Source organism: Dongshaea marina (assembly GCF_003072645.1).
Classification (GTDB): Bacteria; Pseudomonadota; Gammaproteobacteria; order Enterobacterales; family Aeromonadaceae; genus Dongshaea; species Dongshaea marina.
In genome coordinates this window covers 4,623,585-4,644,793 of sequence record NZ_CP028897.1, presented here as the reverse complement: position 1 = coordinate 4,644,793, position 21,209 = coordinate 4,623,585, and the positions used below count along the sequence as shown (strand labels likewise).

Below are 21,209 nucleotides of genomic sequence, written 5' to 3'. Positions count from 1 at the left end.
GATTCTGATTTATTAATATCTATAAGGTAATATTATGAGTTTATTAGCAAGGGTTTGTGTCGTTTCTTTTATGTCAACAGTATCATTAATTGCTTATGCTGGATGTAGCTGTGAATATAATCCACCAGGGATTCTGCTGCCTTGTGAGGAAAATTTATCAGCATCAGGTTTTCCGGAATATTACACTATCCCTGATTCAGCAGGGTATAACGAAGGTTTTAGTGACTCTGTGAGTGGTCAGTTACATTTAAGGATGTTTGTAGAAGACTCAGGAAGTATCTCTTGTAGTACTGCAAATGGAGGAACTCCTGGATTTACAGCATATTGCAATCCAAATTCTATAACAGTGTCCTCAGAAAAAGGACATAGTTGTTGTACTTGTGATTATGATGTGACAGTTACGTATAGGCAGGCATCTCGAGCTAGTTTAGAGTCAGGTTTAGATGATTCTGATAGAGATTATGAAACACGTTATGGAGAGAATGGAAAGTTTCCTGATTTTTCAGCGAGTGCATTCTCGGCTGGGCATATTGGAGACGGAGGTCGGCCTGGCAATGCTCATGTAATTCTTTCTAAAGGACCCTCAAAAGAATCAATTGTTGATCCACTAAAGTGAGGTATGATATTGGAAGCATGCTGATCTTAATATCATTTACTGGTTGCTAGGATAATAGGTAACCCAATTAAATAGTATAGTGCAACTTATTGTGATTGAGCTGTTTGACAGATACCTACTTGGTGACCAGAGACCGAGGATCTGTGTGAACATGGAGTCTCATCAGCTTCAGTTATTTATTGTTAAAATGATTGAAGTAAATATTGTATTTCAACAGGCTTAATTTCCACTGTTGCATTGGGGATAAGGTATGTTCTCAATTAAATAACTATCAGTTGGTGTTTTTTAAAAAGAGAACTGGTGGCTGCCGTGAGAATAGATATCAGCCATCTCTAAAGTACCTGGAGGCATGATCTGAAACTGCCTTTCGAATGGCAATAATATTGATGTAATCTCTAAGAGTGAAACGGATTCTGGTTATGTTTCTATAAATATTCTAATTGTATATCTAAATTATTAAATAGCTTTTTGTAACCAATCTCATCCGTGAGATCTTTCTCTTGATTGAGATTATTTTGACCCCGCGATGATTTGTGTTGATATCTATGGAGAATATAATTAGTAATCGTTCCGCAGCTAAAAAGTATATTTATTTTTTGGATTTAAAATGCGCTATATAGTTATTGTTTTTTGAAGGCGGAATTATTGTGTCTGAATAAACATAAGGAAACAAAAATGAATTATTTGATAAAATCTCTTGTTGCTTTGTTATTGTCAATAAGCCCATTTTTTGTATATGCAGAGTGTAGTTGTGAGCATCATGGTCCCCCAAGTTTTGGACAAAAATGTGAGGAAGGATTATCCGCATCAGGATTTCCTTACTATTATGATGTACCAGCTGAAGCTGGATATAATTCAGGCTTCAGTGGCAGCGTGTCAGGAACACTACACCTGACTATTTTTGTGGAGAGTTCCGGAAAAGTTACCTGTGGTGGGGGATCTCCAGATGGCTTTACCGTTAGCTGCCCTACTCAGACTGTAAGAGGTGACCATGCCTGTTGTTCATGTGAATTTGATGTGACTGCTACCTATACTCAAGCATCAAGGTCTAGCATTGAATCCGGTTTAGATGACTCTGAGCGAGATTATGAAACTCGATATGGTGAACGTTCTAAATTTCCTGATATTACAGCTCATGCATCATCGAGCGGCCATATTGGAGGGCATGGAAATGCAAATGCATTGCTGTCCAGAGGGCCTGATACACAAGTCATTGTGAATCCAGATAACTAAGAGTATGACTTAATAGATTTCTAGTTCAAACAAATGGGATTATTGTTCTCATCTAATGTTTTATATTGATTGCTATCACAACAATATCTGATTATATGAAAGAGGTTAATCTGATATTATTTCATGAGGCAATTATATTTTCATGTGTTTCAGATAGTATCTGATTATGATTACAGTACAAAGTTGCATTCCAATAGTCATGTTGTTTACAAATCAGAAGATGTCAAAGTGAACAGCTATTCTGACTGTGGTTAGATAACATATTAACAAGATAGAGGCTCTATTGATTTTTAGGGCTTCATCTATATCAAGGTACTTATAATAATATTATTCACTACATAAAGTTGGGAGTAAGAAATGTCATCTATTAAAGAGCAGCTAATTAATATTTTAAAAAAAGAAAAAAGATGGCTGACATCTAAAGAAATATCTATGATTGCACTCATACCAGGAAGCACAGTGAGAAATTGCCTTTCGAGTATTAACCATATAGATGTGATATCTAAAGATGAAACGGGCTCTGGTTATGTGTCATATAAGTATACTAATTATGCAAAAAACTGGGAAAAGCTAAACTCGATTATGAATAGTCATACGGCAGAGCTATAGGTGTATATAACTATCAATATATTTAGGGTTTCATGTTGTTTTCGACCCAGCCGTTTTCAATTGCATATTGAAATAATTCAATGTCATTTCTGACTCCAATTTTATCCATGGCACTTTTCTTTTGATTGAAAATGGTTTTAACACTGCGATGATTTATTTTTGATATCTCTGTTATAGATTTTCCACTGACAAACATCCTTATTGCCTCGCTCTCTCTTTTGGTAAGGGTTCGGCTACGTACCCTCCAAACCTGAGACTCTAAGAACTCCCTTATGTCTTTATTAATATATGGGTATCCATTAATAACTGATTTTATTGCTTCTATAATTTCATTTCCCGATGATTTTGATATATACCCAGCGACTCCCGTGTTGAGTATTTTATCAATTAATCCGGCATTTGATATAGATGAAATGACAATGATTGGAAGGTGGGGATATTTCCGGACGATCTTGTTTATCATATAAAGACCATCGGCCTGTTCCATCGAAGGCATATAGTAATCCGTAATTGCAAGGTCATAATCATTAGTGCTCAGTTTGCTTAGTAACTCATCTGGTGACGATGCTTCGTCAATCATTAGAGAGTCGCTCATAGATTGAGATAGTTTGGATTTTATTATGGACTTAATGCCTAGCCTTATGAATGGATGGTCATCTGCGATGATGATTTTGCTTGGTGATTTATGTCTCATATTGGATGGCCTTGCATAGAATATCTTACATCAATATTGTGGGCCATTTTTATTTCTATACAGAATGAAATTTTATTATTTTTTTGAAGAACAATGATTTTGTGTGATTATCTTAATTTTCAAGATTATAGGTCATGTTTATTGATATTATGCACTCTATTTTTGTTAGGTTTTCAACTAGGTCATTAATGAGAGGTATATATAGTGAATTGTAAGAGAGCTTCAGTTGTTTCGATCGCATCTATTTTTTCATTAGCTTCACTTGTTTCTCAGGCAGTTGCATCTCCTTATATTGGAATTAATGCTGGGATAGGAAGAATGGATACTCCAAGTGCTGACTCTGGAAGTGATTCAATAGGTGGCCTGTCTGGTGGGATTAATGCAGGTTATCTATGGGGTGGCGATAGTATACAGTATGGTATAGAAGCAGGATACTATATGTATCCTGAAAACAAATATGAGTTGAATGGTCTGCAACTTAACTATGAAGGAAAGCATGGTGACTTAATGGGTATCGGGCGTTATAAATTTGATTCGGGATGGATTGTAATATCTAAATTTGGCCTCGCATTTGTAAAGCAAGTTACGTCAGGTAATTCTTCGGTCAACTATAGTAAACAGCAAACTCTTCCCAAGATTACTCTGGGTGTGGGTTATGAACTAACTAATAATTGGGAGTTAAATACCCAACTTAGCCACGTTTTTGGAAGCAAACCAACAGCATTTCCAAATCCAGGAACTAGTGATGATTACAACCAGGTCGCATCTATAGATATGATGGCTCTTGGTATTTCATATAACTTCTAATACCATGTGGGCTGGCGTTCACCTTGGTGAATAATAATCTCATTTTTTGTACATTTCATTACGAAATTTTTGAGTCCGTACGATAAGAGATCTGCTATTCACCCCTGTGCGTTAATAGGGGTACTCTCACTTAATCCCTAGTATTCCATATCATAACATACATGATGAACAGCCAGTTCAAGCCCTCATGCTTTGAGGAGTGATTGTTGATTATATGAATTCATGAATAATAATAATTCATGGTTTTTCAAATTTATTCCATTCCAAAATAAACCCTACTTTGAGTATGTTGGTTAGGTGCTCGTATGGCGCCTCAGCGCCTCAGTATTCAGCATAGTGTTGTACTAATAAGTTTCGCTTAATTGCATTTTATAGTGATGTGGAGGGCATAGCCACTATAGCCACTAATGTATTAATAAAATATTATCATTATGGACTCTGTAATAAGCTGGTAGAAATAGCATTATGGTTTATAAATGGAGATATAAACAATGGGAAACATCAAGAGGAAAGGCCAATTTGCAAGAGTTATCTACTCTGACACCAGAGAGCGGTATGCGGTTTTAATCGATACTGAAAATAATGACAAATATTATCGTTATGAATTTAATTCAGACAACTCATTGTTACCATCGTTTGGGGAGGAGATCGAGCTAAGCAAGTTGAAAAATTTGACTTCTAATTTCTAAGTGACTGGATGTTAATTAATTATAGAGATAGAAAATTCGAACTTTACTGTTCTTAATTTAGTCGGGGCGAGAGATGGAAAAAAGAGAGGTGGTCATATTGGATGCAGGTCGTACCGCAGTAGGAGCCTTTAGAGGGGGCTATCCACTGTTCCTGCAACAAAGCTTGGTTCAGATGTAATAAATAATTTATTAGCAAGGAATGGTATATGTCCGGATGATATCGATGAAGTGATAATTGGTCAGGTGCTTACTTCAGGCTGTGGTCAGAACCCAGCCAGACAAACAAGCCTGGGATCTGGTATTCCAGAAAAGGTGTCAGCCTTTACCCTTAATAAGGTCTGTGGTTCGGGATTAAAATCTATTCAGCTTGCCTATCAGGCTATCTTATGTGGCGATTCAGATTTGATCATCGCAGGTGGCCAGGAAAATATGAGTATGGCTCCCCATTTGATCCATAACTCTCGAAATGGAGTTAAAATGGGTTCATGGTCTCTTGAAGATAGCATGATTAAAGATGGTCTTTGGGATGCTTTTCATGATTATCATATGGGGCAAACTGCTGAGAATATTGCCAGGAAATTTAAAATTAGTCGTTTTGAGCAAGACGATTTTGCTTTTGAATCTCAGTCTAAAGTGATTAAGGCAGTAAAAAGTCATAAGTTTGTAAGTGAAATTGTGCCGATCGAAGTGCCTCAGAAGCGTAAAGATCCTCTTATTGTTGAACGGGATGAGTTTCCTCGCCCAGAAACTTCGCTCGTGGGACTTGCGAGTTTGCCCCCAGCATTTGCCAATGATGGGACTGTCACAGCGGGAAATTCCTCTGGGATTAACGACGGAGCTGCGATGGTAATTCTCTGTTCTGCAGAAAAAGCGAAACAACTAGGAATTCAGCCTATTGCGAAGCTTAAGGCATTTGCAACTGCCGGAGTGGAACCTGCCTTGATGGGGACAGGACCGATTCAAGCTTCACGTAAGGTACTGGATAAATCAATGTGGAGTGCGAGTGAGCTTGACCTTATTGAGTCGAATGAGGCATTTGCTGCTCAGGCGATAGCAGTTAATCGTGAAATGGGTTGGGACACTTCGAAAGTTAATGTCAATGGCGGTGCAATTGCACTCGGCCATCCAATAGGTGCATCAGGTGCACGTATTTTCGTGACTCTGGTGCATGAAATGATGCGCCGGGATACAACAACTGGTTTGGCTACTCTATGTATTGGTGGGGGAATGGGGATTGCGGCTACAGTAGAAAGAGATGAAGAGTGTAGAAAAATATCAATTCCGGGATTTTACTTAGAGAAATTATTAAAAAATAACAGATAGATTTGGCTTAATCATTTAGATATTAAGGCCACCAATGTTATTTAATAAGGGTACCAGATGCTAAGAACACTCCAAACATTTGTTGAAATTGCTAAAGCCAAGACTGATAAGAGAATTGCTGTTGCAGCAGCTGAAGATAGAACCACGCTTCAGGCCCTGAAAAGGATTGTTGAAGAGGGAATCGCAACACCGATCTTAGTCGGTGATGAGCAGAAGATTGAGAAATTCAGCCAGGAGATTGACTTTGATATTCGCAGCTTCCGGTTGATTGATGTCAAGGTGCCATTCAAGGCCTGTCAAAAAGCGGTTGAGCTGGTGCGCGAAGGTGAGGCCGATGTTCTGACACGTGGCCTGCTGAGTACACCAGATTACTTACGCCCTATCCTGCACAAGGATAAGGGATTGAAAAATGCTCGCCTAGTTTCCCATGCAGCATTTCTCGAGATGCCTACTTATCACAAGGTTTTTGCCTTTACCGACTCCGGGATCAACATCGCGCCGGATGTGAACGACAAGGCGCTGATGATCCAAAACTGTGTCAAAGTCTTCCACAGCGTTGGCATCGACAACCCCAAGGTTTCCGTGATGGCGGCGACCGAAGGAGTAAAGACAGCCATACCATCCACCATTGATGCGGCGATCCTGACCCAGATGAACCGCCGCGGTAGCATTCAGGGCTGTGTCGTGGATGGACCCCTTTCTGTTGATCTGACCTTTAGCAAAGAGTCCGTTGCGCATAAGGGAATGGATACCCCGGTGGGTGGGGACGCTGATCTTATTCTGCTACCCGATATCAATGCCGCGAATGCTTTCTATAAGTCCTGTACCTTCTTAGGTGGTGCCAGGGGGGCGAGCTTTATTATGGGCACCATGGCACCCATTGACTTCCCATCACGTTCTGACTCTATTGAAACTAAGTTCTACTCTATGGCTTGTGTCGTCGCTCAGTGTCATTAAGGGGAAGTTATGAAAATATTAGCGATTAACCCCGGTGGGATGTCGACCAAAATCGCCGTCTATGAAAATGAGCGGGAGTTGTTTTGCAAGTCGATTGGTCACTCCATGGCTGAGTTGGCGCCTTTTAAAAAGGTTGCGGATCAAAAAGCTTATCGTAAGCAGCTGATCCTCGACTCCCTCAAAGAGAAAGGGATCGACCTGAGTGAGATCGACCAGTTCGTAGGGCGTGGTGGCATGGTGCGCAATCTTGAGAGCGGTGTCTATCGGATCAATGAGGCGTATCTGCATGATGCGTCTGTGGGCCTCAACGGTGAGCATGCGTCCAACCTGGGGGGAGTTTTGGCGGACGAGCTTGCTAAAGAGGTGGCTGCCGACAAGATCGCCTATACGGTTGACCCTGTGATGGTGGATGAGTATGAAGAAATCGCTAAATTCTCAGGAATGGCGGATATCTCGAGGGTCCGTAGCTTTCATGCGCTCAATCACAAAGCAGTAGCGACTCGCTATGCCAAAGATCTTCACAAACCGATCTCTGGGCTGAATCTAATCGTTGCTCATCTGGGCAGCGGGGTGAGCATAGGTGCTCATAAGGCAGGACGGATTGTTGATGTGAACTCGGCGCTGGGAGGCGACGGCCCCTTCTCTCCGGAACGGGCCGGTGGAGTCCCTCCTTTGGCTTTGATCGACATGTGCTTTTCGGGCAAGTACAGCTATCTGGAGATCTACAAGAAGCTGATTGGTGAGGGGGGGGTCTACAGCTATCTCGGAACCAAGGACATGCGTGAAGTTGAGCGTCGGGCGTTGGGAGGAGATGCCAAGGCGAACCAGATCTTTGAAGCAATGGCCTACCAGGTCGCTAAGGAGATCGGTGCCTGTGCCGTAGCCCTATCTGGCAAGGTAGATGCGATCTTGCTGACCGGAAGCATCGCCCACTCCGGGCTCCTCACGGATTGGATCTCAAGTCGCGTACAATTTATTACTTCCGAGGTTGTGATTTATCCGGGAGAGGATGAGATGCAGGCGCTGTGTCAGGGGACTTATGACGCGCTGCGTGGATTAAGACCCATTCTGGATTATTAAGCTAACAGTTTTACCGGGAGGTATCGGAATTATTGAATGCCTCCTTTTGTGATCTTTTGAAAGTGGATGGCAGATCATGAGTGAGAGTAGATATGTTTTTATGATTAAGGATAGCGTGACTCTAGCCCAGTCTTTAGATGATGATGATGCAGGGATTGTACTTGTCAGTTTATTGCGACAGGACTTTATCATTTCACCTTATCAAGTGAAGGCTATGAGTGAAGAGGAGGCTCTCTCTATGATGGAGTGTCACAAGGATATCAAGAATAACGGATATCCATGGGGGTGAAAATACCACTTCGCCAGTAGTAAATAATTATTCATATCAATTTATGATCTAGCTAGTAAATACTAGGATTATAACAATCCAGGAGCATCGTAAATTTCACGAGGCTTTATAAATAATATTCGGTGATCAATTTATTATGGACTTTATGGATTTAAAGAGTAAAAAGAAGGCCTTTGATATGCCTGTCATTCAGGGGAATCCAGCATATACTGTCGCCCCAAATCGATTTGTGAATCGTGAGTATTTTTTGATTACCTATGAAACAGATCCTGATGCATTGGCTCGGATCTTACCGCCGGGATTGGAAGCGCCAGAGCCACTGGTTAAATATGAATTCATGCGGATGCCAAACTCCAGTGGGTTTGGAGAATTTAATGAGTCGGGCCAGGTGATCCCTGTGACGTTCGAGGGGGAACCTGGAACCTATGTCCATTCGATGTTTTTGGACTGTCATCCACCGATTGCCGCTGGTCGGGAAATCTGGGGATTTCCTAAAAAGCTGGGATCGCCCAAGCTGGAAATCGATGGCGATACCCTGTTAGGAACCTTAGACTATGGTAAAACCCGAATTGCAACGGGGACCATGGGCTTTAAGTTTGAAGAGCTTGATAAACTCGCTGTTCAGGAAGCTCTGGGGGGACAAAACTTCTTGGTTAAATCGATCCCACATGTGGATGGCACACCAGCAATTTGTCAACTGGTTCGTTATCAGATGACCGATATCCGGGTAAAGTGGGCTTATACAGGTCCCGCTGCTTTAGAGTTCCATGCTCATGCATTAGCTCCCGTAAATGAGCTACCAGTAAAAAGAGTTATCTCTGCATCACATTTTATTGCTGACTTGACTCTACCCTATGGTGAAGTTGCTTTGGACTACTTGAGTTTTTCAGAATCTTATGCAGCCTCAAGATAAGAAATAGTTTCATCTTTAAATTATCGATAGCTAATTTATTTCACTGTTCTTAAAAATTGGGAGATATCCATGGAAAGGTATCCAGTTCCGGAAAGAGTTCGAAATAGAGCATATATTAACTCTGAGGGCTACTACCAAGAGAGGTATCGATACAGTATCGAGAATAATGAAGATTTTTGGGAGAATTTAGCATACTCTAAGCTTAAGTGGATAAATCCTTTTTCGAAAGTAAAGTCAGAGAAATCATCACGAGGATTGTATTCCTGGTTTTTAGATGGAAAGATAAATGCTTGCTATAACTGTGTTGATAGACATCTGGAGGAAAGGGGATATCAAACCGCTATTATTTGGGAGGGGAATGAGCCAGATGAGGTGCGCTCAATAAGCTATTATGAGCTGCACCAGGATATTTGTCGCTTAGCAAATGCCCTGAAAAGAAAAGGGATCCGTAAAGGAGATAGTGTAGCTATCTACATGCCTATGATTCCTGAGGCTATAATCGCAATGTTAGCCTGTGCTCGTATTGGTGCCATACACACAGTCATTTTTGCTGGTTTTAGTTCAAAAGCATTGGCACAGAGAGTTAATAGTGCTAATGCTAATTTGCTTATTACAGCAAATGAGGGGGTTAGGGGTGTAAAACGTATTCCCTTAAAAGAAATTGTTGATGAGGCACTCTCTGAGTGTCCCCAGGTTCATTCTGTTCTAGTCGCTCATCGAACGTCTTCTGAGGTAAAGATGCTCTCCGGTCGAGATTACAGCCTCGATAAGTTAATGGATACGGAAAGACCCTATTGTCCTTGTGAAGAAATGGATAGTGAGGATCCTCTCTTCATTCTCTATACGTCAGGAAGCACAGGGATCCCAAAAGGGATTATGCACACTACAGCTGGATATTTATTATATGCTGCGGTTACTCATCAGTATATATTTGACTATCATCCTGGCGATGTATATGCCTGTGTTGCAGATCTTGGTTGGATCACTGGACATAGCTATGTAGTTTATGGACCCCTAGCCAATGGAGCAAGCACCTTAATGTTTGAAAGCCTGCCGACTTATCCCGATCCAGGGCGTTACTGGGATATGGTTGAACGGCATAAAGTAAATATCTTTTATACCTCTCCTACGGCATTGCGTAATCTGAACAAGCATGGTGATCTCTGGGTCAATAGCTATGATCGCTCATCTCTACGTGTATTAGGAAGTGTAGGGGAGCCAATCGATCAGGAGACCTGGAAATGGTATCACGAAATTGTAGGAGAGGGACGTTGCGCAGTTGTTGATACCTGGTGGCAAACTGAGTGTGGAGGTATCATGATGAGCCCGCTTCCAGGCGTATCCGAAAACAAACCTGGATCTGTACATCATCCTTTTTTTGGTATTGAGCCGATTATTTTAGATGAAGATGGTAAGGCTCTGTTGGGGAATGATGTTCACGGTGAGCTTGTCATTCGCCAAAGCTGGCCCGGGATAGCACGTAGTATTTATGGCGATCATCGAAGGTTCATTGAACTGTACTGTAAAACTCATCCGGGTTTGTTCTATACAGGAGATGGAGTATATAGAGATAAAGATGGTTATTATTGGGTTACCGGGCGCATTGATGATGTGCTAAATGTATCTGGTCATAGAATAGGTAGTGGTGAGATTGAGAATGCATTGACGCAGCATCCTGCTTGTGTTGAATCATCAGTCATTGGTGTTCCTGATCCTATAAAGGGGCAAGGTATTTATGCATTTGTCATTCTAAAGGAGAGTGATTCTGATAGGGGCGATATAACGTCTGAGTTGAAAGGTTATGTTTGCAATATAATTGGACCGTTTGCTAAACCGGATAACATTATTATCGTGCCGGAACTACCAAAAACAAGATCCGGAAAGATTATGCGTAGACTATTACGTCATATAGCAACCTGCAATTTGGACGGGGTGGGAGATCTTTCAACATTAAACAATCCTGATGCAATAAAAGAGATTGCATCGATCTTTAATAATAGTGAACAGTTATTAGATGTGATGAATTAAGTGTTAAGGAAGGGGTTGATATTATCTCGTCGCATTAGATTTTATTTTTTAGATTTAGCATCGAGATTGAAGGTTATACCAACACATAACAAGACATTTTTGTATATGTTTGCTTTTCCGGGTTTTTATAACTGAGGAGAATCGCATGAATAATTATTGGAGGTTTGCCAATAAAATAAAAGAGTTGCTAGTAATCCTGCTTTTTATGTATTGCACCTCGGCTTATGCTAAGGTTCTTTCAATTGATGCATATAAAGTGAAAGATTTAGGTGATGGTAACCTTAAATATACAGGGGATGTTGTTATTAATATGGATGATAGTGATCCTATTAGATTGGAAGCTGATATACTTAGTTACCATAATGATCAAATTATAATGAGAGGGAATGCAAGATTAGTAACTGATAAGTTAGTAATAAGATCGGAGGTAATGAAGGTCTATCACTCGAGCTCAAATGTTACCATCGCTTCAGATGAAGTTATTTTTGGAAACTGACTTATAGAAGGCGTCCAGATTTTACTAATTTATTTCGAATGTTTTAAGTTAAATGGAATTTACAGTAAAAATAACGGGGGTGTTTAAATGCTGAGTTGATTTTAGGGTTTGATATGTATATGTCACATCCTATGGGGTTCTTATTTTATGAGTGAAAATGGATTATGGGGATTATTGAATTTCAGATATTAGGAGTAGTGAAATGAAGTTGAAGATATATCTGGTAAACTATGTTTTAGCATTATTTTTCGTGTCAACAAGTGTATTGGCAGATTCATATGGTGATCTATTTACTTGTGGGCACTCATGGAAAAGTGTATGGGCTCGAGTGGATCTTAAGAATAAAGAGCAGCATCAATATATTCTGAATTTTAAACCTGAACCAAATCCTATATCCACATACACATATCAGAGAATTGATGGCGGATTATATGAGGAATCAATGAATGTTGATGTTGATTTTCAACCTGGTAGTAAGTTCGTCACTATAAAACACCCAAACTTGGGAGTTGAAAGAAAATATGTTCTGGATGAATATACTAATAGGCTAATAGATACTTCGGGTGATGGATTCAGCTTTGTATTCTCTCACTGTATTGTGGAATAGGGTCATATATTCAACCTGTTTATTAAGCATAGTAGATCTACCGTTCAATTACTAATGCAGAATCAAGGCATGACCTGTAATGTATGCGATTACTTTCACAAGTATCAGACTCTGTTGAAGTTTCAGATTTGGCTCTGCAGTTGGCAATTTTTTCATCCCGCAAGGCAGAAGATGTGTGGTGTAGCCGCTCTACATGAGCATCTGATAACGCTACTGGGAGGAAAAAATTGCCACTGCCCTTCGGAAAAGCCCTGTTCATTATTGCTCATCACTCATTTAGAACAACTAAACCTCATGATCCGCGCCGCGAACAGAATATCTTCAGGGGCAACAGGTTCAAAATTGGAAATGCCAACAGAGCCTAAGATAAGAAGAGCTCCGAGTCAGAGCTCTTTCTTTTCTAGGGGAGGGTGATAGTTAATAGAGGCTGTTGCCTTCCTCTTCTGCAGCGTTCTCATCATCAAAGCCGTGGTGAAATGCTCTGATCTCCTCATCAGTCGGGTTGTGATATAGCTTATAGATCTCATCCCGATCTCCGCCCTCATAACAGACGCGGATCCCTTCTTCATAGGCGATTTTATCCATCTTTAATCCCTCACTTTATTCCTGCACACCTGAATGTGTCGCCCTCTCTCCCTAAATGTAGATGAAACCATCCATTTCGTCGTGGCTGGCTTAGGCTCTGTTGACGTTTCAGATTTGGTTCTGCAGTTGGCAATTTTTTCATCCAGCAAAGCTGAAGATGTCTGGTGTAGTTGCTCTACATGAGCATCTGATAACTCGGCAGGGAGGAAAAATAGCCACTGCACTTCGGGCTCTGCCTGAGAAAGCTCTGTTTATTGTTGCTCATCACTCATTTAGAGCAACTAAATCTCATGACTCGCGCCGCGAATAGAACATTTTCAGCGGCAATAGGTTCAAAATTGGAAACGTCAACAGAGCCTTGTACTGATCTTTTAACTCCTTGATCTTTAGAGATTCGGCTAGATCGGCTGGGCAGAATACCAAGAGCTGCTTAAACTTTTATTAATCGACAATTGAGTCTTAGCAACGATGAAGATTAGCCAGAGTATTACTTTTGTGATCCTTGCGGTGTTGATCCTGGTACTTGGAGGCGTCTATTTGGGGGCCCGATTTCTGATCCTCAATGAGTTTCAGCAATTGGAGCGAAGCAGCGTCGAGCGAAACCTGGTTCGTCTGCATCAGGCATATTTCGGTCGCCTCAAAGAGATGAATATTTTCACTCAGGATTGGTCTGAGTGGGATGATAGCTATGCCTATATGCAGCATCGCGATCCCCTCTATGAATCCAGTAATCTCACGGCATCGACTCTGGCTAACCTGAATATAGACATCATCGCCTATCTGGATCTCGATGGACAGCTCTATACTGGGGTTGCTCTTGAGAAGGGAGTTCTTGCACCTTTGTCATTTAAAATGTCCCAGGAGCTGGCGCGCTATATGAGTGAGCAGCTGGTTTATCATCCACAGGCAGGTCTGTGGCGACTCGATGATGAGATCTATCTTTTTTCAAGAAAGCCGATCCTTCCCAGTAGTGGCAAGGGGCGAGCCATGGGCTCCCTGATGATGCTCAAACGGGTGGATGCCCAGTTCAAGAGCGAGTTGCAGCAGTCTGCAGCTGCGACCGCCTCCATCTCGCGTTTTAATCCGGAAGATTTTATCGGGCGGGAACCTCTGTTGGCGCGGTTACGCAGGGGAGAGAACCAGGTATTCATCAAGCAGGAGTATATTCATGGTATGACCCTGCTGCGCACCTATGATAAACAGCCCGGGCTGGTCATTGATATCTATCAGCCAAGAGAGTTTTACCTGCTGGGTCGTAAGATGGTGTATTCATTCTTCTTCTACCTGAGCATTGGTGGATTGATCTATGCTCTGGTTGTTCTGGTGACTCTGCATGGGTATGTTTCCTCACGCTTACTCCGCCTCTCCCGTAACCTCAAGTTGGTTGGCGATGAGGAGCATTCTCAACAGAGGGTCAAGGTCGAGGGCCATGATGAGATTGCTGATGTGGCGCGCTCCTGCAATCACATGCTGGATGGACTTGAAATCATGCGTCGCGAGAAGGATGCAGTGGAGCAGCGTCAGCGCATTCAAAATGAAGAGCTAGTGAGTCTAACCACCGGAGACTGGATTTCAAAAGGCTCTTTAGTCAATACCACCCGCCGCTTCAATGAGGCTTTGTGCAGGGCTTCGGGAGCCGCGAGAAGTAGTATCTGGTTTTGCTCCAAGGATAAAGAGCTGATGCATTGTAAGGATCTCTACTTTGCCCCTGAGGATGAGCATCGCAGCGGCCTATCTATACCTTATCGCCTGGTCAAGGAGCGTTACCAGCGTCGGATGTCCGATTTTCATCAGAGTTCGCTGATTATTCTTGAGCCTTTAATGGATCCAAGACTCCAGGGAATGGTCCGCAACCTTGGATTGGAAACCTTGTATGGGTCGGTGATCATCTCACCGATTCACCACAAGGGAGAGCTTCTTGGATTTATCGTGGTTGAGAAGGAGAGGGTAACGGATCGCTGGTATTCCGATGAGCAGAGTTTTGTACTGGCGGTGACCGATTTTGCATCCCAGATCATGATGACCCTGTTAAAACTGGAAACCCACCAAAAGCTTAAGCTTCAGGCGAGCACCGATGAACTGACTAAGCTTCCCAACCGCAGTTACTTCATGGAGCTTCTCTCCAGCCAGCTCCAGGTGGCCGAAGAGATGGAGCAACCCCTGGCTCTGATGTTTATCGATCTGGACTTTTTCAAGGCGATCAATGACAACGAGGGGCATGCCGCAGGAGACTTCGTTTTGCAGGTGGTTGCTCAGCGACTCAAGTCCAGGCTACGTCGTGATGACTGTGCCGGGCGGATCGGAGGCGATGAGTTCATGGTCTTTATCTGTAAGAGTAGTGCCTCGGAGGCAGAGCTCATCGCCAAGCAGCTTGTCAGTGAAATAGAGCGGCCGATCATCTATGAAGAGAAAGCCCTGAGCCTCAGTGCCAGTATCGGGATCTCGATATATCCCCAGGATGCCGATAAGGTTGAGCAGCTGATCGAATGCGCAGATGCGGCCATGTACCTGGTGAAAAAGGGCGGACGCCAGGGGGTGCAGCTGTTTACTAAGGATGAGGAAGAAGAGAGTTAGAATCCCAGCCACAAACAGAGCCACATCATCAGCATTCCACCGATCAGTGTCAGCAGAGTATTGCGGGTGCGCCAGGCGATCGCCAAAGCCACTATCCCGGCGATGAGGCGTGGGTCGTGCCAGTTACTGCTGTTGATGGCGGGAGTCATCACTGCAGGAGTGACCAAGGCTGCCAGCACGGCGGCGGGCACATATTTAAGAAGGCTACGCAGGGTTTGCGGCATCTGATAGCGATCGGCCAGCCATAAAAAGGAGTAGCGAAAGGCAAAGGTGCCAAGACTGCCCGCCAATAGGATGATCCAGATCTGTGACTGGCTCATGAGACCACCTCCTGTCCTGAGCCTTGCCCAAGGTAACGCTCGGCGAAAAAGCCACTAAAGATCCCACAGACGGCCGCGATTAAAAGCCCCAGGTTATAGGGCATCTGATGAAGGAGCACAGATAAAGTCCCCCCGACCACGGCAGCCAGAACACTCGGGCGATTTCTCAACGCAGGGATCAGCAATGAGAGAAAACACAGGGGAACCGCTAAATCCAGCCCCCAGCTCTGTGGGACCGCCTGCCCAAAAAAGATCCCAACCCCGGTTGAAAGTTGCCAGAACAACCAGAGCGGAAAGCCGGTTCCCAGAAAAAACAGGGTTTTCTCCTTTGCCGATAGAGGGTGTTGCTCAAAGTGAAGATGAGACACAGCGTAAGACTGATCCGTCAGCAGATAGGCACACAACAGGCGCATCGGTCCATTCAATTTAAGTTGGTGGGCCGAAAGGGCCGCACTATACATCATAAACCTGAGGTTAATGATCCAGATGGTGAGAATCACCATCAGCGGCAGGGTGTGGCTGCTGATAAGAGAGGAGACCGCGATCTGTGAGGCACCGGCCATCAGGATCAATGAAGAGAGCTGAGCGGTTATCGGGGGCATTCCCGCATGCACTGCTGCCATCCCGGTGATCATCCCAAAAGGTAGCATCCCGGGGATCAAGGGCATCACAGCGAGCATGCCGGCACAAAAAGGTGAACGGTGCATGGCTGAATTTTGAGATCTTATGAATGAGAAGGTGAGTTGAAAGCAGTCCCAAGAATATAACTTGTGGTTGTAGGTTTGCAATCACTTGCTTTGGCTAAGTGAGCCGACAAGACAGAGTGCGACAAATTTAGGTGAGACAGACTTTGGCATTCACCCATGAGTTCCCCTGCTGTTTATCTCCGACCACCTTTGGTGATTATCCCTCTTGCAATGGCTCTCGGGTGAACTCTCTTCCAACACAGAGGGACAAACAGTGGCGATCCTCTGTGGTTGAGTGTTTATGGCCCATTCTTGCTGTGTCGGTTTCGTTTGCTCCGCCTCAGGTGGGTGATGTGTTGAGCGAGTTTTATGCTGCATGGGCGGGTTTTTTATAGATTTTGTGATTTTATTTCGGTTTTTGGAAGAAAAACCAAGAGGTCTCAGAGAGAAAATAGGGTAGGATGTGCGGTCGATTTTTAACACTGGTGGGCTTAAACAGCTCAACAAGGCAGCTTGGTGTCTCCCGGTAAGGGAGAGACTGAAGGTCACAGAGTTACCTGGAGTTGCCGGGATAGTGCCAATGGAGAATCAATAATATGAAGCAAAAGCTAACACTTTCCTTACTCAGAGGGTTCCCTAAAAACTTCTGGGTAGCCAATGGTGTCGAGCTACTCGAGCGTGCCGCATATTATGGGGTGTTTATCGTGATCACCCTGTATCTGTCACGAATTCTTGGTTTCAGCGATGTAGAGTCGGCCTGGATTTCAGGGGCCTTTTCCGCTGGATTATATTTTTTGCCAACCTTTACCGGGGCTTTGGCGGATAAGATCGGCTTTAAACAGGCCCTGATGCTGGCGTTTGGCTTGTTGACCCTGGGCTATGCCGGACTGGCAATATTTCCTATGTTACTTGAGCAGCAAGGCCTGGTTGAGTATGGTCGGGAGGTGACTTTCCATGGGCTTGTGGACGCAGATATCCGCTGGACCATAGTCCCCATAATGGTGGTCATCATGATCGGTGGCTCCTTCATCAAGGCGGTGATCACCGGCACTGTGGCAAAATCCACCACAGCAATGAACCGGGCCAAGGGTTTTTCGATCTTTTATATGATGGTTAACATCGGTGCTTTTTCCGGCAAGACCATAGTAAAACCCCTCAGGGAGTCGATGGGAGATCTGGGGCTTATTAACCTCAACTACTATGCCGCCGCTATGACCCTGATCGCCCTGGTCAGTGTGTTTCTGTTCTTCCGGCATTCAGAAGATCTGTCTCAGAATCGCTCTTTGTCTCAGGTGTTTTCTGCACTGGCCAAGGTTTTGGGGAACGCACGGCTGCTGATTCTGACCCTTATCATCACAGGTTTCTGGATGGTTCAGCAGCAGCTTTATGCGACCATGCCAAAGTATGTATTACGGATGGCTGGTGAGGGGGCTTCTCCCTCCTGGTATGCCAATGTGAACCCGCTGGTGGTGGTGCTTAGTGTCGGACTTGTGACGGCGATGATGAAAAAGCGCACCGCTCTTTTTTCAATGATGATAGGCATGCTGATTATGCCGATCTCTGCTTTGACTATGGCTTCGGGGAATTTCTTTAGCGGCTATATCGATCTGGGTTTCATCCAGGTGCACCCGATCACCTTTATGATGATTGCGGGAATCGTATTCCAGGGATTGGCGGAGTCCTTTATCTCGCCCAGGTTCCTTGAGTATTTCTCCCTGCAGGCCCCCAAAGGAGAGGAGGGAATGTATCTGGGCTTCTCCCATCTACACTCCTTTATCAGCTCTATTCTTGGATTCGGTTTGTCGGGCTATCTGCTCGATGCCTACTGCCCCGATCCACGCAAGTTTGCATCTCATGAGGCCTGGGCCGCTTCGGCGACTCATGCTCATTACATCTGGTATGTATTTGCGGCAATCGCGCTGACCTCAGCCATCTCCTTGATGATCTACAGCGTGGTCATCAAACGTCTGGACAGAGCAAAGGAGCAACTGATCCCAGCCTCTGCATGATAGAAAAGAAACCGGCAAGAGCTCAGCGCTCTTGCCGGTTGAGAGCTACTCCTGAGAAGCTCCCTTCCAGGCAGGAATAGCCGCCCCATCCGGGTAGATCTCCTGCATCTTCTGCGCTACGGGTTTGGAGTGCAACACGGCAACCAGCTTCTTGAGCAGAGGATTATGATCACCTTTACGTGCGACGATTAGATTCGCGTAAGGGTTATCCGGCCCCTCATGAAACACCGAGTGGGAGAGTTTTAATCCCGCAGGTTTGAGGAAGTCATTGTTGATCGCTGCCAGACTCACATCGTTGAGTGAGCGAGGGATCTGGGCTGCATCCAGCAAGATGAACTTCAGGTGTCTTGGGTTCGCTACTATGCTGTTGATGGTTCCCTTGATGCCGGTTCCCGGCTTAAGCTTAATCAGCCCCTTATCGGCAAACAGCATCAGGGCGCGCCCCTCATTGCTTGGGTCGTTTGGAATGGCGATCTTCGATCCATCTTTTAACTGAGCCAGGCTGTCGATCTTGTGGGAGAACACTCCCATGGGGAACACAAAGGTCTTGGCAATCGGTTCAATCTTGTAGCCATGGGCCTTGATCTGTGCCTCCAGGAAGGGCATATGCTGGAACATGTTCGCATCCAGCTGGCCAGACTCCAGGGCGATGTTAGGGATGTTATAGTCACTGAAGGGAACCACCTCAAGGTTAAGGCCATACTTATCCTTGGCCTCCTTCTGCGCTACCGCCATCACCTGCTGCATGGCGCCACTCATAACTCCAATGGTCACCCGGTTGCTGGTGGGGGTCATCATTGAGGCTCCAACCTGGCTGAAGATACAGGCCGCCCACAGCACTATGCTGACCGCGCTCAGGCTCTTGTAGCTACGGCTCTTTGCTGTGTGATCGCCATACCACTGCACCAGTTGCACCAATACGATCAGCAGCACCACAGTCACTATCATCACCGGGATATCAAACTGCTGGTATCCGTAGTTGATCGCAAGCTCCCCAAGACCTCCGCCACCGATGGCACCGGCCATTGCTGAGTAGCCGATGAGGGCTATCAGGGTCAGGGTTGCACCCTTGATAAGGCTGGGTAACCCTTCCGGGATCAGCACTGAAAGCGCAATCTGGCGGGTGGTTGCCCCGAGCGAGATAGCCGCTTCAACCACTCCCTTTGGAATTTCGGAAAATGCGGACTCAGCAACCCGGGCATAGAAGGGGATTGCAGCCAACACCAGAGGGACGATCGCTGCATTGGTGCCTATGGTGGTGCCAATCAACAGCCGGGTTAGTGGCAACACTGCGATCATCAGAATGATATAGGGAAAGGAGCGCCCGATATTGACGATGATCCCCAGCACCCGGTATAGCTTAGGATGCGGGCGCAGGCTACCCGGTGCGGTGAGATACAAGAGAAGCCCAACCAGGGTACCAAAGGCAATACTGATGAACCCTGAGATAAAAACCATGTAGATGGTTTGCCAGCTCGCTAAAGCAAATTGCTGCCAAGTCGCATTAAACATATCCCAGTACCTCCGTTTTAACCTGCTGTTGCTGGCAGTAAGCGAGCGCTTCTTCTATCTGAGAGGGCTGACCGATCAGCCTGAGAATGGTGATGCCGAACAGGCTGTCCTGAACCGTATCCAGGTCCGCCTGCAAGATGCTGGTTTTGACCCCATAGTGCTGCTGGAGATCGCTGATCACAGGTGCCTCTGAGGCATCACCGACAAACAGCAGCTGGACCACAGGATCCGGGTTTTGCTCACTCCACTCGGGCTGGAGTTTGAGAGTAGAGGGTAGTTCGATATGCAGGTTTGCCTGGATCAGCGCCTTGCTGGTGGGGTGCTGCGGATCGGAAAACAGCTTAAGGACCGAGGTGAGCTCGGCAACCTTGCCCGCTTCAAGCACTGCAACCCGGTGGCAGATAGATTTGATCACATCCATCTCGTGGGTCACCAGGATAATGGTCACTCCGAGGCGCTGGTTGATCTCCTTGAGAAGGCTCAGGATCTGCTGCGTGGTCTCGGGATCAAGGGCTGAGGTGGCCTCATCGCACAACAGGACCTTAGGCTCGGCTGCTAACGCCCTGGCAATGGCGACCCGCTGCTTCTGCCCGCCACTGAGCTCCGAGGGGTAGGCATTGGCCTTGTCCTGAAGGCCGACCAACTCCAGTAGTTCGTTGACCCGGTTGTTGATCTGCTCTTTGGGCTGCTTGATAAGCTCCAATGGGAAGGCCACATTGCCTGACACTGTGCGAGACTGCAGCAGGTTAAAGTGCTGGAACACTTTACCGATTTGCTGGCGCTCCAGTCGAAGCTGCTTCGCATTCAGCTGGTTGAGTGCGACCCCATCCAGGATCACATCACCAGAGGTGGGTGTTTCCAAAAGGTTGATACAGCGAACCAGGGTTGATTTACCCGCACCACTGCGACCTATGATGCCGAAGATCTCTCCGGGCTGAATATGGATATCGATCCCGCGCAGGGCTTCGACACTCTGATTACCTTGCTGGTAGCTTTTATGAATATTTTTAAGTTCAATCATGCCGTCATTTCCAGGGCTCGCGTTACCAGGGCTGCGAAATCGCCAATGTGCCTGGGTACCGGCATTGAACTTAAGTCAGGAGATGTAACGCTTACTCATCCACATTTAAGCTCAACCGCTAGGGCAGTACCCAGGTTGAGCATGAGCATTCGTTGTCTGAA

General features: G+C 45.0%; 19 protein-coding genes and 2 pseudogenes. 14 read left to right on the top strand and 7 right to left on the bottom strand.

Translation table 11 applies throughout. The annotated features are described in order from the left end of the window. Window positions 1-34: 34 nt before the first annotated feature. From DB847_RS24585 to DB847_RS21745, 3 genes are all read left to right on the top strand, one after another. The gene (locus tag DB847_RS24585) at window positions 35-616 is read left to right on the top strand and encodes a hypothetical protein (RefSeq protein ID WP_159084788.1); all 582 of its coding nucleotides are present in this window, start codon (window positions 35-37) and stop codon (window positions 614-616) included. 675 nt (window positions 617-1,291) lie between these two features. Then, window positions 1,292-1,849 carry a hypothetical protein gene (locus DB847_RS24580; protein ID WP_159084787.1) on the top strand — a complete coding sequence of 186 codons (558 nt, stop codon included), beginning with the start codon at window positions 1,292-1,294 and terminating at the stop codon, window positions 1,847-1,849. A gap of 357 nt (window positions 1,850-2,206) precedes the next feature. After that, window positions 2,207-2,458 carry a hypothetical protein gene (locus DB847_RS21745; protein ID WP_108652545.1) on the top strand — a complete coding sequence of 84 codons (252 nt, stop codon included), beginning with the start codon at window positions 2,207-2,209 and terminating at the stop codon, window positions 2,456-2,458. 22 nt (window positions 2,459-2,480) lie between these two features. On the opposite strand, the gene DB847_RS21740 is transcribed toward DB847_RS21745, so the two are convergent. Next, window positions 2,481-3,152 (bottom strand): response regulator transcription factor, encoded by a 672-nt coding sequence (locus DB847_RS21740; protein WP_108652544.1) that lies wholly within the window; start codon window positions 3,150-3,152, stop codon window positions 2,481-2,483. A gap of 204 nt (window positions 3,153-3,356) precedes the next feature. Between DB847_RS21740 and DB847_RS21735 the strand changes: the two genes are divergently transcribed. The 9 genes from DB847_RS21735 (at window position 3,357) to DB847_RS21690 (ending at window position 12,341) form a co-directional block, all read left to right on the top strand. Then, entirely contained in the window at window positions 3,357-3,959 is a 603-nt protein-coding gene (locus DB847_RS21735) for an outer membrane protein (protein ID WP_159084786.1), read from the top strand. A gap of 866 nt (window positions 3,960-4,825) precedes the next feature. After that, window positions 4,826-5,971, top strand: a complete 1,146-nt coding sequence (locus tag DB847_RS21725; RefSeq protein ID WP_108652541.1) for an acetyl-CoA C-acetyltransferase — start codon at window positions 4,826-4,828, stop codon at window positions 5,969-5,971. Window positions 5,972-6,028: 57 nt separating this feature from the next. Then, entirely contained in the window at window positions 6,029-6,928 is a 900-nt protein-coding gene (locus tag DB847_RS21720; RefSeq protein ID WP_108652540.1) for a phosphate acyltransferase, read from the top strand. 9 nt (window positions 6,929-6,937) lie between these two features. Next, window positions 6,938-8,008 carry a butyrate kinase gene (buk, locus tag DB847_RS21715; protein WP_108652539.1) on the top strand — a complete coding sequence of 357 codons (1,071 nt, stop codon included), beginning with the start codon at window positions 6,938-6,940 and terminating at the stop codon, window positions 8,006-8,008. 76 nt (window positions 8,009-8,084) lie between these two features. Then, entirely contained in the window at window positions 8,085-8,297 is a 213-nt protein-coding gene (locus DB847_RS21710) for a hypothetical protein (protein ID WP_108652538.1), read from the top strand. A gap of 136 nt (window positions 8,298-8,433) precedes the next feature. Next, window positions 8,434-9,210: an acetoacetate decarboxylase gene (locus DB847_RS21705; RefSeq protein ID WP_199911656.1), complete on the top strand. Its 777-nt coding sequence runs from the start codon at window positions 8,434-8,436 to the stop codon at window positions 9,208-9,210. A gap of 69 nt (window positions 9,211-9,279) precedes the next feature. Beyond that, entirely contained in the window at window positions 9,280-11,238 is a 1,959-nt protein-coding gene (acs, locus tag DB847_RS21700) for an acetate--CoA ligase (protein WP_108652537.1), read from the top strand. A 145-nt stretch (window positions 11,239-11,383) separates the two neighbouring features. Next, a complete protein-coding gene (locus tag DB847_RS21695) occupies window positions 11,384-11,734 on the top strand; it encodes a hypothetical protein (RefSeq protein ID WP_108652536.1) in 351 nt (116 codons plus the stop codon). A 202-nt stretch (window positions 11,735-11,936) separates the two neighbouring features. Further along, window positions 11,937-12,341, top strand: a complete 405-nt coding sequence (locus tag DB847_RS21690) for a hypothetical protein (protein ID WP_108652535.1) — start codon at window positions 11,937-11,939, stop codon at window positions 12,339-12,341. A 417-nt stretch (window positions 12,342-12,758) separates the two neighbouring features. Here DB847_RS21690 and DB847_RS24575 read toward each other — a convergent pair whose 3' ends face one another. Next, complete coding sequence (locus tag DB847_RS24575; protein WP_159084785.1) at window positions 12,759-12,926, bottom strand: hypothetical protein; 168 nt, start codon at window positions 12,924-12,926, stop codon at window positions 12,759-12,761. A gap of 468 nt (window positions 12,927-13,394) precedes the next feature. Here DB847_RS24575 and DB847_RS21685 point away from each other — a divergent pair, with 468 nt between their 5' ends. Continuing rightward, window positions 13,395-15,500 carry a diguanylate cyclase gene (locus DB847_RS21685; RefSeq protein WP_108652534.1) on the top strand — a complete coding sequence of 702 codons (2,106 nt, stop codon included), beginning with the start codon at window positions 13,395-13,397 and terminating at the stop codon, window positions 15,498-15,500. On the opposite strand, the gene DB847_RS21680 is transcribed toward DB847_RS21685, so the two are convergent. Beyond that, a complete protein-coding gene (locus DB847_RS21680; RefSeq protein WP_108652533.1) occupies window positions 15,497-15,820 on the bottom strand; it encodes an AzlD domain-containing protein in 324 nt (107 codons plus the stop codon). The two genes, DB847_RS21685 and DB847_RS21680, sit on opposite strands and share 4 nt — an antisense overlap. After that, window positions 15,817-16,527 carry an AzlC family ABC transporter permease gene (locus tag DB847_RS21675; RefSeq protein ID WP_108652532.1) on the bottom strand — a complete coding sequence of 237 codons (711 nt, stop codon included), beginning with the start codon at window positions 16,525-16,527 and terminating at the stop codon, window positions 15,817-15,819. Before DB847_RS21675 ends, DB847_RS21680 begins: the two co-directional genes overlap by 4 nt. A gap of 575 nt (window positions 16,528-17,102) precedes the next feature. Between DB847_RS21675 and DB847_RS21670 the strand changes: the two genes are divergently transcribed. Beyond that, window positions 17,103-18,515: an MFS transporter gene (locus DB847_RS21670; RefSeq protein WP_108652531.1), complete on the top strand. Its 1,413-nt coding sequence runs from the start codon at window positions 17,103-17,105 to the stop codon at window positions 18,513-18,515. Window positions 18,516-18,560: 45 nt separating this feature from the next. Here the strand turns inward: DB847_RS21670 and DB847_RS26775 are convergent. The 3 genes and pseudogenes from DB847_RS26775 to DB847_RS21660 form a co-directional block, all read right to left on the bottom strand. Continuing rightward, window positions 18,561-19,253 (bottom strand): annotated as a pseudogene (locus DB847_RS26775) (MetQ/NlpA family ABC transporter substrate-binding protein); the annotation flags it as partial. 150 nt (window positions 19,254-19,403) lie between these two features. Beyond that, window positions 19,404-20,027: pseudogene (locus DB847_RS26770) on the bottom strand (methionine ABC transporter permease); the annotation flags it as partial. Next, complete coding sequence (locus DB847_RS21660) at window positions 20,020-21,048, bottom strand: methionine ABC transporter ATP-binding protein (protein ID WP_108652529.1); 1,029 nt, start codon at window positions 21,046-21,048, stop codon at window positions 20,020-20,022. The pseudogene DB847_RS26770 and the gene DB847_RS21660, both read right to left, overlap by 8 nt. Window positions 21,049-21,209: the final 161 nt, after the last annotated feature.